The organism is Streptomyces iakyrus, assembly GCF_000717055.1.
GTDB lineage: Bacteria > Actinomycetota > Actinomycetes > Streptomycetales > Streptomycetaceae > Streptomyces > Streptomyces iakyrus.
This window is the reverse complement of the sequence record NZ_JNXI01000029.1, coordinates 72999-87950: the sequence shown is the minus strand read 5'-3', so window position 1 is coordinate 87950 and position 14952 is coordinate 72999. Positions and strand designations below refer to the sequence as shown.

At 70.0% G+C, this 14952-nt stretch carries 15 protein-coding genes; 10 read left to right on the top strand and 5 right to left on the bottom strand.

Annotated elements, in window-relative coordinates; genetic code table 11:
* Positions 1-104, top strand: a 104-nt coding sequence (locus tag OO68_RS44740) for an integrase core domain-containing protein (RefSeq protein ID WP_157852793.1), incomplete at its 5' end; no start/stop codon positions are given.
* An 82-nt stretch (positions 105-186) separates the two neighbouring features.
* On the opposite strand, the gene mctP is transcribed toward OO68_RS44740, so the two are convergent.
* From mctP to OO68_RS36030, 3 genes are all read right to left on the bottom strand, one after another.
* The gene (gene mctP, locus OO68_RS36040) at positions 187-1815 is read right to left on the bottom strand and encodes a monocarboxylate uptake permease MctP (RefSeq protein WP_033313570.1); all 1629 of its coding nucleotides are present in this window, start codon (positions 1813-1815) and stop codon (positions 187-189) included.
* A complete protein-coding gene (locus tag OO68_RS36035; RefSeq protein ID WP_078625668.1) occupies positions 1812-2078 on the bottom strand; it encodes a DUF3311 domain-containing protein in 267 nt (88 codons plus the stop codon). Before OO68_RS36035 ends, mctP begins: the two co-directional genes overlap by 4 nt.
* Before the next feature lie 143 nt (positions 2079-2221).
* Positions 2222-2986 (bottom strand): GntR family transcriptional regulator, encoded by a 765-nt coding sequence (locus OO68_RS36030; protein ID WP_033313567.1) that lies wholly within the window; start codon positions 2984-2986, stop codon positions 2222-2224.
* 313 nt (positions 2987-3299) lie between these two features.
* Between OO68_RS36030 and OO68_RS36025 the strand changes: the two genes are divergently transcribed.
* The 6 genes from OO68_RS36025 (at position 3300) to OO68_RS36000 (ending at position 9068) form a co-directional block, all read left to right on the top strand.
* Positions 3300-4580, top strand: coding sequence for an extracellular solute-binding protein (locus OO68_RS36025; protein ID WP_033313566.1), 1281 nt, complete (start codon positions 3300-3302; stop codon positions 4578-4580).
* A gap of 71 nt (positions 4581-4651) precedes the next feature.
* Positions 4652-5641, top strand: coding sequence for a carbohydrate ABC transporter permease (locus OO68_RS36020; protein WP_033313565.1), 990 nt, complete (start codon positions 4652-4654; stop codon positions 5639-5641).
* Complete coding sequence (locus OO68_RS36015) at positions 5638-6480, top strand: carbohydrate ABC transporter permease (RefSeq protein ID WP_033313564.1); 843 nt, start codon at positions 5638-5640, stop codon at positions 6478-6480. The genes OO68_RS36020 and OO68_RS36015 overlap by 4 nt, the downstream gene beginning before the upstream one ends.
* 9 nt (positions 6481-6489) lie before the next feature.
* Positions 6490-8028 (top strand): glycoside hydrolase family 3 protein, encoded by a 1539-nt coding sequence (locus OO68_RS36010; RefSeq protein WP_033313563.1) that lies wholly within the window; start codon positions 6490-6492, stop codon positions 8026-8028.
* A gap of 249 nt (positions 8029-8277) precedes the next feature.
* Positions 8278-8526: a helix-turn-helix transcriptional regulator gene (locus tag OO68_RS36005; RefSeq protein ID WP_033313562.1), complete on the top strand. Its 249-nt coding sequence runs from the start codon at positions 8278-8280 to the stop codon at positions 8524-8526.
* Complete coding sequence (locus OO68_RS36000; protein WP_033313561.1) at positions 8523-9068, top strand: hypothetical protein; 546 nt, start codon at positions 8523-8525, stop codon at positions 9066-9068. The genes OO68_RS36005 and OO68_RS36000 overlap by 4 nt, the downstream gene beginning before the upstream one ends.
* 59 nt (positions 9069-9127) lie before the next feature.
* Here the strand turns inward: OO68_RS36000 and nagB are convergent, their stop codons facing one another.
* Positions 9128-9913: a glucosamine-6-phosphate deaminase gene (gene nagB / locus OO68_RS35995; RefSeq protein WP_033313560.1), complete on the bottom strand. Its 786-nt coding sequence runs from the start codon at positions 9911-9913 to the stop codon at positions 9128-9130.
* Between the two features lie 370 nt (positions 9914-10283).
* Between nagB and OO68_RS35990 the strand changes: the two genes are divergently transcribed.
* On the top strand, positions 10284-11357 hold the full coding sequence (locus OO68_RS35990; RefSeq protein WP_033313559.1) for an SIS domain-containing protein: 1074 nt from the start codon (positions 10284-10286) through the stop codon (positions 11355-11357).
* Positions 11358-11465: 108 nt separating this feature from the next.
* Here the strand turns inward: OO68_RS35990 and OO68_RS35985 are convergent, their stop codons facing one another.
* Positions 11466-12218 (bottom strand): SDR family oxidoreductase, encoded by a 753-nt coding sequence (locus OO68_RS35985; protein ID WP_033313558.1) that lies wholly within the window; start codon positions 12216-12218, stop codon positions 11466-11468.
* Between the two features lie 97 nt (positions 12219-12315).
* Here OO68_RS35985 and OO68_RS35980 point away from each other — a divergent pair, with 97 nt between their 5' ends.
* Both OO68_RS35980 and OO68_RS35975 read left to right on the top strand, forming a co-directional pair.
* Positions 12316-13005: a TetR/AcrR family transcriptional regulator gene (locus OO68_RS35980; protein ID WP_033313581.1), complete on the top strand. Its 690-nt coding sequence runs from the start codon at positions 12316-12318 to the stop codon at positions 13003-13005.
* Between the two features lie 352 nt (positions 13006-13357).
* Positions 13358-14824: a sensor histidine kinase gene (locus OO68_RS35975; protein WP_033313557.1), complete on the top strand. Its 1467-nt coding sequence runs from the start codon at positions 13358-13360 to the stop codon at positions 14822-14824.
* The last annotated feature ends 128 nt before the right edge of the window (positions 14825-14952 follow it).

Below are 14952 nucleotides of genomic sequence, written 5' to 3'. Positions count from 1 at the left end.
TTCCCGACTGGCTGGACTGGTACAACTACCACCGACCCCACACCGGAATCGGCGGCCAAACGCCAGCCAGCCGCGTCACCAACCTGCCCGAACAGCACAACTAGGGCACGGGACGGGTGTGCCATTGAGCGGGTATGCCGACGGGCCGCCGGAATCCCCCGACGGCCCGCCCCTGCCGTGCAGGACTCAGTGCGCAGACCCGGCGGTCGCAGGCGGGAGTTCCACCTGGACCCCGGGGTCGCCCGCGTCCGCCGTGTAGTCCTCCGGCTTGGTCTCGTCGATGCCGTCGGGGGCCTTCAGGGCCTTCAGGACGAAGGTCAGGACCACCGTCACCACCACGTTCAGGACGAACGCCGTGAGGCCGATGTAGCCGATCTCCCCGATGCCCGGGATCTCCTTCGCGGAGCCGCCGAAGTGCTTCTGGGTCGGGGAGGCCACGCCGTACGCGGCGACCGTGCCGTAGACCATGCCGACCGCCCAGCCCGCGAGCAGCGCCCAGCGGTGGAACCAGCGGGTGAACAGGCCGCCGACCAGGGCCGGGAAGGTCTGCAGGATCCAGATGCCGCCCAGCAGCTGGAAGTTGATGGCGACCGTCTTGTCCATGGTGAGGACGAAGGCCAGGGCGCCGACCTTCACCAGCAGCGACACCAGCTTGGAGACCTTGGTCTCCTGCGCGGGCGTGGCGTCGGGCTTGATGAAGTCCTTGTAGATGTTGCGGGTGAAGAGGTTCGCGGCCGCGATGGACATGATGGCCGCCGGCACCAGCGCGCCGATGCCGATCGCCGCGAACGCCACGCCCGCGAACCAGTCCGGGAACATCGTCTCGAACAGCTGCGGGATCGCCAGCTGCCCGTTCTGCACCTTGATGCCGGCCGCGATCGCCATGAACCCGAGCAGCGCCAGCAGGCCCAGCATCAGCGAGTACAGCGGCAGGATCGTGGTGTTGCGCCGGATCACCTCACGGCTCTTCGAGGACAGCGTCGCCGTGATCGAGTGCGGGTACATGAAGAGCGCCAGGGCGGAGCCCAACGCCAGCGTGGCGTACGTCCACTGGCCCGGCTCGGCCGGTGTCAGCGCACCGCGCGGCGCACCCGTCGCCGGGTTGGTCTGGCTGTACGCCTCACCGGCCTTGGCGAAGATGTCGTCGAAGCCGCCCAGCTTGATCGGGATGTAGATGATCGCCACCGCGATGACGATGTAGATCAGCGTGTCCTTCACGAACGCGATGAGCGCGGGGGCCCGCAGACCCGACGAGTACGTGTACGCCGCCAGGACGCCGAACGCGATCAGCAGCGGCAGGTCCTTGATGAACCAGTTGGTGTTCTCTCCGCCGCCGACGCCCATCACGTCCAGCACGGCTTGGATGCCGACCAGTTGGAGCGCGATGTACGGCATGGTCGCGAGGATGCCGGTGAGCGCCACGGCCAGCGACAGGCCCTTGGAACCGAAGCGGCCGCGCACGAAGTCGGAGGTCGTGACGTAGCCGTGCTTGTGGGACACCGACCACAGGCGGGGGAGGAAGGTGAAGATCAGCGGGTACACCAGGATCGTGTACGGCACCGCGAAGAAGCCGGCCGCGCCCGCCGCGTAGATCGCCGCCGGCACGGCGACGAAGGTGTAGGCCGTGTACAGGTCGCCGCCGAGCAGGAACCAGGTGATCCAGGTGCCGAACGAGCGGCCGCCCAGGCCCCATTCGTCGAGGCTGTGCTCGTTCTCGGCCTTGCGCCAGCGCGCGGCCAGGAAGCCCATGACCGTGACGGCCAGGAAGAAGAAGATGAAGACGCCGAGCGCGACGCCGTTCACGCCGTCCTTCACTGCGGAGCACCGCCCTTCGCGGCCGAGCGGGCGCGCTGGTCACGCTGCCAGAGCTTGTAGGCGATCATCGTCAGGACGGTGGAGATGAGCACCCACGCCATCTGGTACCAGTAGAAGAACGGGATCCCGATGAAGGCCGGGTCGGTCTTGGCGTACGAGCCGACCCACAGCATGGCCACGAACGGCGCAATGAGGCAGACGGCGATGACGACGCGCATGGGCGTCACCACCGGCCCTCTGCTGACTTCCGGTGCTTGCGACATCAGGCGGCTCCGTCCCCTTGGTGATCACCTGTAGTGCGCAGGCAATCTAGGTCAGGGTGCGGCGACAGCGGAACCCCTCGTCCGCAATGCGGTACCCAACCGAAACCCGGCCCCCAGCAGCGCCGGAGCGCTGTGCGCCGCCGCTAGTCGACCGGCCGCTTCAGGCGGGCCACGAACTTGTAGCGGTCCCCCCGGTAGACCGACCGCACCCACTCCACCGGCTGGCCGTCCCGGTCCAGGGAGTGGCGGGAGAGCATCAGCATCGGCAGGCCGACGTCCGTGCCGAGCAGGCCGGCCTCGCGCGGGGTGGCCAGGGACGTCTCGATGGTCTCCTCGGCCTCCGCGAGGTGGACGTCGTAGACCTCGGCCAACGCCGTGTACAGGGACGTGTACTTCACCAGCGAGCGCCGCAGCGCGGGGAAGCGCTTCGCGCTCAGGTGGGTGGTCTCGATGGCCATCGGCTCGCCGTTGGCCATGCGCAGCCGCTCGATGCGCAGCACGCGCCCGCCGGGCGTGATGTCGAGCAGCCCGGCCAGGCGGTCATCAGCCGTGATGTAGCCGATGTCCAGCAGCTGAGAGGTGGGTTCGAGGCCCTGGGCGCGCATGTCCTCGGTGTAGGAGGTCAGTTGCAGCGCCTGCGAGACCTTCGGCTTGGCGACGAAGGTGCCCTTGCCCTGGATGCGCTCCAGCCGGCCTTCGACGACCAGTTCCTGCAGCGCCTGGCGCACGGTCGTGCGCGAGGTGTCGAACTCGGCCGCCAGCGTGCGCTCGGGCGGGACCGGCGTGCCCGGCGCCTGCGTCTCCGTCATGTCGAGCAGGTGCTTCTTCAGGCGGTAGTACTTGGGCACGCGTGCGGTACGGACGGGCACCCCGTTCTCGTTCTCCGCACTGCTGACGTCGGTGCTCATGCTCCGCCTTCCCGGCTCGGTCTGCCGACACGATCCCACTTGTATACCGTCGGCGCCTCTTTTGGTCTAGTCCACCATTCCCTGTGGTCTACCCCGCAGTATGCCGTGCCCGCCGGGGTTTTCGCTGGCTTCTTACTTAAAGGTTCCTGCATATGTAGGTCGCATAACGGCTGGTCAGGGCTGTATCGGGAGCCTTGACAGGCTTCGTGGTCTGGTCCAAGCTCCCCGTACTGGTCTACACCATTGGTCCAGGCCCGGCCCCACGCCCACTGCGGGGAGCCAGGGGGGTTGTGGGATCCCTGAGGAGGGTGGCGTGAAGCGCAAGCTGATATCCGCGATCGGTATCGCGGGCATGATGGTCTCCATCGCGGCGTGCGGGGGCGAGGGTGACGGGGGTTCCGACAAGGGCGCGGACGCCAAGGAGCTGACCGTCTGGCTCACCGTCGACGCCCAGAACAACTGGCCCGAGCTGGTGAAGGCCGCCGACGCCGCGGTGCAGAAGAAGCACCCCGGCCTCAAGATCAACCACGAGTACTACGGCTGGCCCGACAAGAACGCCAAGCTCGACGCCGTCCTCGCCACGGACAAGGCCCCCGACGTGGTCGAGATGGGCAACACCGAGATGCTCGGCTACATGGTCAAGGGCGCCTTCGCCCCCCTCGACCAGGCGAAATTCGACAACTCCGACGCCTGGCTGGACGGCCTGAAGGCCTCGGTCACCTACGAGGGCAAGACCTACGGCGTCCCGTACTACGCCGGCGGCCGCGTCGCCAACTGGCGCAAGGACGTCGCGGCGTCGGTCGGGGTGAAGTCGGCTCCGAAGACGTACAAGGAGCTGACCGCCGCCCTGGACAAGATCCAGAAGAAGCAGGGCGACAAGTTCAGCGCCTGGTACCAGCCCACCCGCGACTGGTACGCGGCCATGTCCTTCGTCTACGACGCCGGCGGCGCCATCGCCACCGAGTCCGGCGGCCAGTGGAAGGCCTCCCTCTCCTCGCCCGAGTCCCTCAAGGGCCTGAAGGAGTTCAAGAACGTCGTCGACTCGTACATGCACGGCGACAAGACCAAGGACGAGTCCGACCGCTACATCGTCTACGGCCAGGGCAAGTCCTCCATGATCTTCGCCGCCGCCTGGGAGGGCGCCACCGCCGAGGACCCGAAGAACGACAAGACCGGCAAGCTCAAGGGCAACCTCGAGAACTTCGTGATGCCCGGCCCGTCCGGCAAGAACATGCCCGTCTTCCTGGGCGGCTCCGACCTCGCCGTGCCGGTGAAGTCCGACGCGCAGGCCCTGGCCGCCGAGTGGATCAACGCGTTCGCCGGCTCCTCCGGGCAGAAGGGCCTGATGGCCAAGGGCAACCTGCCCAACAACAAGACGGACCTCGCCACGCTCAAGAACGACCCGAAGACGGCCGTCCCCGCCACCGCGGCCGAGTCCAACTGGTTCGTCCCGATGGCCCCCGGCTGGGGCCAGGTCGAGAAGGCGCAGATCCTGCAGACCATGCTGCAGAGCATCGGCACCGGCAAGAAGTCCGTCGAGGCCGCCGCCAAGGAGGCGGACGCCGCGATCGACAAGGTCATCAACACCAAGTGACCTTCGGGCGGGGCCCCACCGGGTGGGGCCCCGCCGTCGTCAAGACCTGAGGGACCGCCGAGGAGCGCGCGATGAGTGCCGCAGACACCCACATCCCTGCCAAGGTGCCGCCACCGCGGCAGGCACCCCCGCCACCCCCCGACAGCCGGCGACCCCGCGGGCAGCGCACGTCGGGCGGGGCCGCGCTCCCCTGGCTGCTGCTCGCGCCCTGCCTGCTGATCCTCGCCCTGGTCATGGGCTATCCGCTGGCCCGCCTGGCCACCCTGTCTTTCCAGAAGTTCGGCCAGTCCCAGCTGTGGGGCTTCCAGCCGGCCGAGTCGGTCGGCTTCGACAACTTCGCCAAGGTGCTGGGCGACGGCGAGTTCTGGGCCGTCGTCCTGCGCACGGTCGTCTTCGCGGCCGGTGCCGTCGTCTTCACGATGGTGATCGGGATGGCCCTCGCCCTGCTGCTCCAGCGGGTCTCGGGCTGGCTGAAGATGCTCATCAACATCGTGCTGGTGGCCAGCTGGGGCATGCCGGTGATCGTGGCGACCACGGTCTTCAAGTGGCTCTTCGACTCCGACTACGGCGTCTTCAACGCGCTGCTGAGCAAGCTGCCCGGCGTCGACATGGTCGGCCACAATTGGTTCGCCAGCGGACCCGAGGGTCTGGCCGTGATCATGCTGCTGGTCGTGTGGGGAGCCGTGCCGTTCGTGGTCATCACGCTCAGCGCGGGCCTCACCCAGGTGCCGAAGGAGCTGGAGGAGGCGGCCCGCCTGGACGGCGCCGGCTCCTGGGGCGTCTTCCGCTACGTCACCCTGCCCGTCCTCAAGCCGATCATCGTGATGCTCACGACCCTGTCGGTCATCTGGGACATGGGCGTCTTCCCGCAGGTGTTCGTCATGCGCAACGGCCACCCCGAGCCGGAGTTCCAGGTCCTCAACACCTACTCCTACGACCGGGCCTTCGTCGTCAACGACTACGCCCAGGGATCGGCCATCGCGCTGATCACCGTCCTGCTGCTGCTCGGCGTGGTCGCCGTCTACATGCGGCAGATGCTGAAGATCGGAGAGGTCGAATGAGCACGCTCGCCGGAGCCGGCCGCCGGAAGTCGCGGCTGGGCTGGAACCTCCTCGGCCTCCTTGTCTTCGTCACCGCCGGCTTTCCGCTCTACTGGATGCTCAACACCGCCTTCAAGCCCGCCAAGGACGCCATCGACGCGGACCCGAGCCTGCTGCCGACCGGCATCACCCTCGACAACTTCACCCGGGCGCTGGACATCGCCGACTTCTGGGGCCCGGTCGGCCGCAGCATGGTGGTGTCGCTGGCGGTGGTCGTCATCGGCATGGTGGTCGGGCTGCTGGCCGCGCTCGCCATCTCCCGGTTCGCCTTCCGCGGCCGCAAGATCGTGATCGTGGGCATCCTCGCGGTCCAGATGGTCCCGCTGGTCGCCATGATCATCCCGGTGTTCCTGCTGCTCAACGACCTGGGCCAGTACGACCGGCTGACCGGCCTCATCATCACCTACCTGACGTTCATCCTCCCGTTCACCGTGTGGACGCTGCGGGGTTTCATCGTCAACATCCCGAAGGAACTGGAGGAGGCGGCCATGGTCGACGGCTGCTCCCGCACCGGCGCCTTCCTCCGGGTGGTGTTCCCCCTCCTGGCCCCCGGCATGGTCGCCACCTCCGTCTACGGTTTCATCCAGGCCTGGAACGAGTACCTGTACGCCCTGATGCTGCTCAGCCATAAGAACCAGACCGCGACCGTCTGGCTCGGCAACTTCACCACCAAGCACGGCACCGAATACGCCCCGATGATGGCCGGAGCCACGATGATGGCCGTGCCGATCGTCGCCCTCTTCCTCCTCGTCCAGCGCAAGATGGCCGCGGGCCTGACCGCGGGCGCCGTGAAGGGATGACCTCACCCGATGACGACACTCGCCAGCGGCACCGACACACTCACCCGCGACGCCCTCACCGTCCTCCAGCCCGGCTTCACCGGCACCACCGCCCCCGACTGGCTGCTGCGCCGCCTCGGTGAGGGCCTCGCCTCCGTCGGGCTCTTCGGCCGCAACATCGCCTCCCCCGGCCAACTGGCCGCCCTCACCGCCCAGCTGCGGGCCGAGCGCGACGACGTCCTCGTCGCCATCGACGAGGAGGGCGGCGACGTGACCCGCCTGGAGGTGCGCAACGGCTCCTCCTTCCCGGGCAACCACGCCCTCGGCGCGGTCGACGACGTCGAGCTGACCCGGCAGGTCGCCCACGAACTGGGCCGCCGCCTCGCCGCCTGCGGCGTCAACCTCAACTGGGCCCCCTCCGCCGACGTCAACTCCGACCCGCGCAACCCGGTCATCGGCGTCCGCTCCTTCGGCGCCGACACCGGCCTGGCCGCCCGGCACACCGCCGCCTATGTGACCGGCCTGCAGTCCGCCGGGGTCGCCGCCTGCACCAAGCACTTCCCGGGCCACGGCGACACGGCCGTCGACTCCCACCACGCCCTGCCGCGCATCGACGTCTCCGCCGAGATACTGGCCGAGCGCGAACTGGCCCCCTTCCGCGCCGCCATCGCCGCCGGCACCCGGGCCGTCATGAGCGCCCACATCCTGGTCCCCGCCCTGGACCCGGACCGCCCCGCCACCCTCTCCCGCCGCATCCTCACCGGCCTGCTGCGCGAGGAACTCGGCTACGACGGCCTCATCGTCACCGACGGCATGGAGATGCGCGCCATCGCCGGCACCTACGGCATCGAACGCGGCAGCGTCCTCGCCATCGCCGCGGGCGCCGACGCCATCTGCGTGGGCGGCGGCCTCGCCGACGACGCGACCGTGCTGCGCCTGCGGGACGCCCTGGTCGAAGCAGTGCGGGCGGGTGAACTCCCGGAGGCACGCCTCGCCGAGGCCGCCGACCGGGTACGGGCACTGGCCCGGTGGGCCGGCACGGCGGGCCGCACGGCCGAGAGCACCCACGGCACCGAGATCGGCCTGCACGCCGCCCGCCGCGCCCTCACCGTGACCGCCGCGCCCGGCCTCGGCGACCCCACGACCTTCAAGCCCCTCACCGAACCGCCCTACGTCGCCGCCCTCACCCCCGTCGCCAACATCGCCGTCGGCGACGAGACGCCGTGGGGCGTCGCCGCCGAGCTCATCCACCTCCTGCCCGGCACCGTGACCGGCAGCTTCTCCGCCGGGGACGGCCCGGAGAGCGAGGCCGGGGAGAACGCCGGCCGCGCGGCCCTCCAGGCCGCCGGACCGCGCCGCATCGTGGCCGTCGTCCGGGACGAACACCGTCACCCCTGGATGGCCTCCGCCCTCGACACCCTGCTGGCCGCCCGCCCCGACACCGTCGTCGTCGAGATGGGCGTCCCGCAGGCCGCCCCCCGCGGTGCCCTGCACATCGCCACCCACGGCGCGGCCCGCGTCTGCGGCCGGGCGGCGGCCGAGGTGATCGCCGGAGCCGTGGGCCGCTGAAGCCCGCTGAACCGTTCCTGAAGACTGAGCGGGAGTGAGTCCTGGTGCCAGGGCTCACGCTTAGCTGGACATCCCGAACGGTGTTGGGTGTCCTGACTCTCGTTCACGCGCATGAGGCCGCACCGTCCGCAGCCGGCACCCTCATGCGCACCAGAACACGCCTATGCACAGTCAGCCCGCCAGCCGTTCACAACCCCTCTTCGATGAGCTTGGTTGTAAGACTGCGACCACATGTAGTACTTCTTATACATGAGCGAGCAGGTGCACAACAGGTTGGCCGTGGTGCGCGCCGAACGCAAGGTGTCGCGCCAGAGCCTGGCCGAGGCAGTGGGGGCCCACTACCAGACCATCGGCTACATCGAGCGGGGGCAGTACAACCCGAGCCTCGACCTGGCGCTGAAGATCGCGAAGTTCTTCGGTCTGCCGGTCGAGGCCCTGTTCTCCCTCGAACCGTTCCGGCCGCTCACGTACGAGGTCTACGGGAGGAAACAGCCATGACGACGACACGCCTGACCCGCTACGACCGGAGCATGCTGCGGCTGATGAACGACCGCCGCGGAGCGGCCTGGTACGCCACGGCAGCACGCCGCCGACTGGCCGTCGCCGCCCATGTCACCCTCACCCTGGCCATCGGCGGTCTGATGACCCACATGTTCCTCGCCGAGGGCGAGCCGCTGTGGGCCGTGGCCGTGATGGCGGTGCTGCTGTTGCCCTGGATGGTCGCGACCGGCGTGATCAACGGCGCCACCCGGGGCCTGCTGGAACTGTGCGAACACGTCCTGGACGAACGCCAGTCGGCAGAACGCCGCCGCGTCCTGGCCCGGGCCCACCGCGTGACGACGCTGCTCCTCGCGGCAGCGGCGGCCACCCTGCTGATCACGGGCGGGCTCGCCGGAGACGCCCCGAAGGCCTACGCGGCACCCCTGCTCATCGCCGTCCTCGTCGTCCACTGGGTGATGCCCCTGTGGGTGGCCGGCTGGCGCGCCCAGGACGAGCCGGCCGAAGACGGGGTACTGGAGCCCGGGACCCTGGGCCGCTAGTACCCGTCGCCCGGCCGGGCCCGAGGGGAGCGACGGCGCTGCCCGGGCCGGCCGGAGCCTCAGATCCCCTGCCACTCCGGCTTGTTGGCGTAGGTGTGCCGGAAGTAGTCCGCCAGCTTCAGCTTCGACGCGGCGGCCTCGTCCACGACGACGGTCGCGTGCGGGTGGAGCTGGAGCGCGGAGGCGGGGCACACCGCGGCGACCGGCCCTTCCACCGTCGCCGCGACCGCGTCCGCCTTGCCCTCGCCGGTGGCGAGCAGCACCAGATGCCGGGCCTCCAGGATGGTGCCGATGCCCTGGGTGATCACGTGGTGCGGCACCTGGTCGATGTCACCGTCGAAGAAGCGCGCGTTGTCGATCCGGGTCTGCTCGGTCAGTGTCTTGATCCGCGTCCGCGAAGCCAGCGACGAGCACGGCTCGTTGAACCCTATGTGCCCGTCGGTCCCGATCCCGAGCAGCTGGAGATCCACGCCCCCGGCGTCCGACAGCGCCTTGTCGTACGCCTCGCACGCCCCCTGCACGTCCTCCGCCGTGCCGTCCGGGCCCGTGAACTGCTCCATCCCGATCCCGAGCGGCTCCAGCACCTCGCGCCGCAGCACCGAGCGGTAAGACTCCGGATGATCGGCGGGCAGCCCCACGTATTCGTCGAGCTGCGCGATCCGCGCCCGCCCGACGTCCACGGCACCGGAGCGGACCTTCGCCGCCAGCGCCTCGTACACGGGCAGCGGCGTCGAGCCGGTGGCCACGCCGAGCAGGGCGCCGGGCTTGCGGCCGAGCAGCTTGGCCATGGCCTCGGCGATGAGCTCGCCGCCGGCCTTGGCGTCCGGAACGATGACAACTTCCACGCTGGCCTGCCGATCTGAGAGGAGTGCTCACCTGGGACCGGACCCGGAAGGGTCGTGTGGTTTAGACCAATCTAACAGAGCGGCCCCGTCCCTCCCAGGGTGAGCGCCACCGCTTCCGCACGGGCAGGGCGGGTGGGCCGGCCGAGTCGCCAAGGGGGTGAGCTTCGCCGCTCCGTGGACGGCGGGGGAGTGGGCCAGGCGGCGACCCTGCGGCTCCGCACACGGTGGGGGCAGGGGGGCCACGGGCGACGGCCCCGCCGCTTCGCAGAAGGTGCGGGATCCGGGTTCGAGGCCCCCTGGTGGGCGCTGCCCGGCCCGGGGGAGTGGAATGGGGTCTGCAGCAGCCCGGCCCGCCCTGGAAGGACCCGCCATGACCGCCGCCTCCACACCGGACCCCCTCAGCGACCTCCCTGGCCGGACCATGGCCCGTGAGATGGCGGAGCAGCCCGCCGTCCTGCGGCGGATCCTGTCCGAGGGTGCCCCGGCCATCCAGGACATCGCCCGGCGGATCGCCGCCCGTGCGCCCCGCTTCGTGCTGCTGACCGCCCGCGGTACCTCCGACAACGCCGCCCTGTACGCCAAGTACCTCCTGGAGATCCGGCTCGGCCTGCCCTGTGGACTCACCTCGATGTCCACCACCACGGCCTACGGCGCCCGGCCCGACCTCACCGACGTCCTCGTCGTCACCGTCAGCCAGTCCGGCGGCTCCCCGGACCTGGTCGCATCCACCCGGGCCGCCCGCGAGGCCGGCGCCATCACGCTGGCCGTCACCAACAACCCGGACTCACCGCTCGCCGGCGTCTCCGAGTACCACATCGACATCATGGCCGGGCCGGAGAAGGCTCTCCCCGCGACCAAGACCTACACCGCCTCCCTTCTCGCTCTCTACCTCTTCGTCGAGGGCCTGCGCGGCGGCGACGGCGCGCCTGCGCAGGTGCTGCCGGGTCTCGCCGAGCAGCTCCTCGCCCGGCAGGACGAGGTGCGCATCCTCGCCGCCCGCTACCGCTTCGCCGAGCGCATGGTGATCACGTCCCGCGGCTACGGCTACCCCACGGCCAAGGAGGCCGCCCTCAAGCTGATGGAGACCAGCTACATCCCCGCCCTCTCCTACTCCGGCGCGGACCTGCTGCACGGACCGCTCGCCATGGTCGACAACGTCTCCCCGGTCATCGCCGTGGTCACCGACGGCAAGGGCGGCGAAGCGCTCCAGCCCGTCCTGGACCGGTTGCGCGGCCGCGGCGCCGACCTCGTCGTCATCGGCCCCAGGCATCAGGTCGAGCAGGCATCGGCCGGCTTCGTCCTGCCCACGGACGACGTGGCCGAGGAGGTCCAGCCCATGCTGGAGATCATTCCGCTCCAGCTCCTGGCCTACGAGGTCACCATCGCCCGGGGCCAGGACCCGGACGCGCCCCGGGCGCTGGCGAAGGTGACGGAGACTCGCTGAGGGCGGAGCCACCGAGGCCTGGATGAGCGACACGGCCTGATCGTCACATGCGCAGCCCTCCGACCTGGTCTCCGCAGCCGCCCCTGCCCCTCATCCGCCCGTCGGCGGCTAGGTGAGCGAACCCCCCGTCACATCCACCCAGCTGCCCGTCACCCACCGCCCCCCGTCCGACACCAGGAACGCCACCACATCGGCGACCTCGGCGGGTTCGCCCACGCCGCCCAGCGCCGATATCGCCGCGGCCTTCGCCCAGCCGTCGGGGCTGCCGTGCAGCAGGGCTGCCGTGTTGTCGGTGTCGATGATGCCCGGGGCCACCGAGTTCACTGTGATACCCCGGCTCCCCAGCACCTTGGACAGGTCGCGCGAGAAGACGTCCAGCGCGCCCTTCGTCATCGCGTACGCCATGTTGTCCGGCATCACCGCCGTCCGGGCCAGCCCCGACGAGATGTTGACGACCCGGCCGCCGTCCCGCAGGCGGGTCATGCCGTGCTTGAGGATGAAGAACGGCGCCTTCACATTCACCGCGAAGGCCTTGTCGTACTCCCGCTCCTCCAGCTCCCGGATCGGCCGCGTGTTGCCGATCGCCGCGTTGTTCACCAGGATGTCCAGCCCGTCCGCGTGCCGGTCGAACTCCTCCCACAGCGCCTGGGCATCCCCCGGCACCCCCAGCTCCACGCCCAGCGTGAACGCCGAGCCCCCGGCCCGTTCGATCGCCGCGACCGTCTCCTTCGCCGCGGTCTCGTTCCTGCCGTAGTGCACCGCGACCCGGGCGCCGTCGCGCCCCAGCCGCTCGGCGATTCCTCGCCCGATGCCCCTGCTCGCGCCCGTGACGAGTGCTGTCCTGCCCGTGAGCACGCCCATGGTGGCGCCCCCTCCTCATTTTTCTAGCGTTCGCTACAGAAATGACCGTACAGCAGCCCTCCGTCATTTCTCTAGTGCCCGCTATAAAATGCACCCCATGGTGAACGACGACGGAACCGCGAAGACCCGGGAAGGGTCTGACGCCGCAGGTGCGGAAGCCGCCGGAGGTGGCAAGGCCAGGACCAGGTCCCGCGGCCGCCCCCGCTCCTTCGATCGCGAGACCGCGCTGGAGAAGGCCCTCCTCGCCTTCTGGGAGCACGGCTACGAGGCCACGTCCGTCTCCGACCTCACCCGCGTCATGGACATCGGAACCCCCAGCCTGTACGCGGCCTTCGGCGACAAGCGGTCCCTCTTCGAAGAGGTCGTCCGCATGTACGGCACGAGGTACGGATCCTTCACCGACCGCGCCCTGGCCGAGGAGCCCACCGCGCGGGCCGCCGTCGAGCGTGCCCTGCGCGAGGCCGCCACCGCGTACACGGAACCCGGCCACCCGCACGGCTGCCTCGTCGTCCACGCCGCCACGAACTGCTCGACCCCCGAGGTGGAGGAGTCGCTGCGAGAGCGCCGCAACGCCAACATCACCGCGTTCGAGAGCCGCATCAGGGCCGATGTCGCCGCCGGGGTGCTGCCGCCGGCCACCGACGCCGCCGCCCTGGCCCGGCACACCGGCGCGATGATCCAGGGCATGTCACAACAGGCACGCGACGGGGCGAGCCGGGAGGAACTGGAGGCGGTCGCGGAAATTGCCCTGTCCATCTGGCCCCGCACAGGAACCCACACGGGTTAGGCTGCCTGCTGGACGACAGTGCGTCCGACGCCGTCGCGGAAATGACAACAACGAACAGCCTCCAACGCATGGACACCCCTAAGTGGTCTAGTCCACAATGCGTAACGAGAGCGCGTATGCAACGCGCACCAGCCTCCGTCTTCCCCGCACAGGAAGGCGGACCGAGGAACCGAGGCTCTCTGCCCTGACTGCCCCGGCTCCTCATCCTCGGCCGACCGGGACCGCACACCCCGCGGCCGATACTGCTCCGGGCTGCGGTGCCGGGAGGGTTGAGGGTCCCTCTCAGGCGCCGCGGCCCGCGGGTGTTTCAGGGCCGTACGAACCCCCGGGTACGCTCGCACACGTGCCCTCCATGAACGAACTCGTACGCCAGCACACCGCCCTCGACGACACCGATCTCGAGTGGCTGCACCTGCTGGTCTCGGAGTGGCAGCTGCTCTCCGACCTCTCCTTCGCCGACCTGGTCCTGTGGGTCCCCACCAGCGACGGCACCCGGTACGTCTCGGTCGCCCAGATGCGCCCCAACACCGGCCCGACCTCGTACCAGGACGACATGGTGGGCCACCTCGTCCCGCGTGGCCGCCGGCCGATGCTGGACGCCGCCCTCGACGAAGGCCGCATCGTGCGGGAGGGCGACCCGGAGTGGCGCGAGGAGGTCCCCGTCCGGGTCGAGTCGATCCCCGTACGCCGGGAGGGCCGCGTCCTCGGCGTCATCGCGCGCAACACCAACCTTCTCACCGTGCGCACCCCGAGCCGCCTGGAGCTCACCTATCTGCAGAGCGCCTCCGACCTCGCGCAGATGATCGCGGCCGGGTCCTTCCCGTTCGCGAACCAGCAGCTCGACATGGACGCCTCGCCCCGCGTGGGCGACGGTCTGATCCGGCTCGACGCCGACGCCATCGTCCAGTACGCCTCCCCGAACGCCCTGTCCGCCTACCATCGGCTCGGCCTCGCCTCCGACCTCGTCGGCCAGCACCTGGGCAAGACCACCGCCGAACTCGCCCCGACGCGGGGCCCGGTGGACGAGGCGCTCGCGAAGGTAGCCAGCGGCTGGGCGCCGCGCGAGTTCGAGATCGAGGCCACTGACGGGGTCATCCAGTTCCGTGCGATCCCGCTCAAGCCGAAGGGCACCCGCATCGGTTCCCTCGTGCTGCTCCGCGACGTCACCGAACTGCGTCGGCGTGAGCGTGAGTTGATCACCAAGGACGCGACGATCCGGGAGATCCACCACCGCGTCAAGAACAACCTCCAGACGGTGGCGGCGCTGCTCCGCCTCCAGGCCCGGCGCATCGAGTCCGACCGTGGGCGCGAGGCCCTCGAAGAGGCGGTGCGGCGCGTCGGATCGATTGCGATCGTGCACGAGACGCTCTCTCAGAACCTGGACGAGCGGGTGGAGTTCGACGACATCGCCGACCGTGTCCTGGCCATGGTCGCGGAGATCTCCCCGGGCAAGGTCGCCGGCCGGCGCACCGGACGCTTCGGCATCCTGGACGCCGAGGTCGCCACACCGCTGTCGATGGTGCTGACCGAGGTGCTGCAGAACGCCCTGGAGCACGGTTTCCGTGAGGGCGACACCGGCACGGTCGAGGTCTCGGCGGTCCGCGGCGGCACGAGCAAGGAGGCCCGGCTGCTGGTCACGGTCCAGGACGACGGGGTCGGCCTGCCGGAAGGGTTCGATCCGCACACCGCCGGCAATCTCGGTTTGCAGATCGTGCGGACCCTGGTGGAGGGGGAGCTGGGCGGCACCTTCGACATGGTCCCGGCTCCGGAGCGTGGCACCCGTGTGATCCTCGACATCCCGGTGCGGTCGCAGAAGTAGCGGAACCCGGAGCCCCGGAACGGGGGCCGGAAAAGCAATGAGCCCCGGGCCACCAAGTGGCCCGGGGCTAAAGCTCGTTGCTGCTTAACTAAGCGCATCGGGGGAACTGCGCGCTGCGGCTCGGGGGC

Coding starts and splice junctions, on each gene's coding strand:
- OO68_RS36035 (WP_078625668.1), bottom strand. CDS start 2,078: ATGTCGCAAGCACCGGAAGTCAGCAGAGGGCCGGTGGTGACGCCCATG.
- OO68_RS36030 (WP_033313567.1), bottom strand. CDS start 2,986: ATGAGCACCGACGTCAGCAGTGCGGAGAACGAGAACGGGGTGCCCGTC.
- OO68_RS36020 (WP_033313565.1), top strand. CDS start 4,652: ATGAGTGCCGCAGACACCCACATCCCTGCCAAGGTGCCGCCACCGCGG.
- OO68_RS36015 (WP_033313564.1), top strand. CDS start 5,638: ATGAGCACGCTCGCCGGAGCCGGCCGCCGGAAGTCGCGGCTGGGCTGG.
- OO68_RS36010 (WP_033313563.1), top strand. CDS start 6,490: ATGACGACACTCGCCAGCGGCACCGACACACTCACCCGCGACGCCCTC.
- OO68_RS36005 (WP_033313562.1), top strand. CDS start 8,278: ATGAGCGAGCAGGTGCACAACAGGTTGGCCGTGGTGCGCGCCGAACGC.
- OO68_RS36000 (WP_033313561.1), top strand. CDS start 8,523: ATGACGACGACACGCCTGACCCGCTACGACCGGAGCATGCTGCGGCTG.
- OO68_RS35990 (WP_033313559.1), top strand. CDS start 10,284: ATGACCGCCGCCTCCACACCGGACCCCCTCAGCGACCTCCCTGGCCGG.
- OO68_RS35985 (WP_033313558.1), bottom strand. CDS start 12,218: ATGGGCGTGCTCACGGGCAGGACAGCACTCGTCACGGGCGCGAGCAGG.
- OO68_RS35980 (WP_033313581.1), top strand. CDS start 12,316: ATGGTGAACGACGACGGAACCGCGAAGACCCGGGAAGGGTCTGACGCC.
- OO68_RS35975 (WP_033313557.1), top strand. CDS start 13,358: ATGAACGAACTCGTACGCCAGCACACCGCCCTCGACGACACCGATCTC.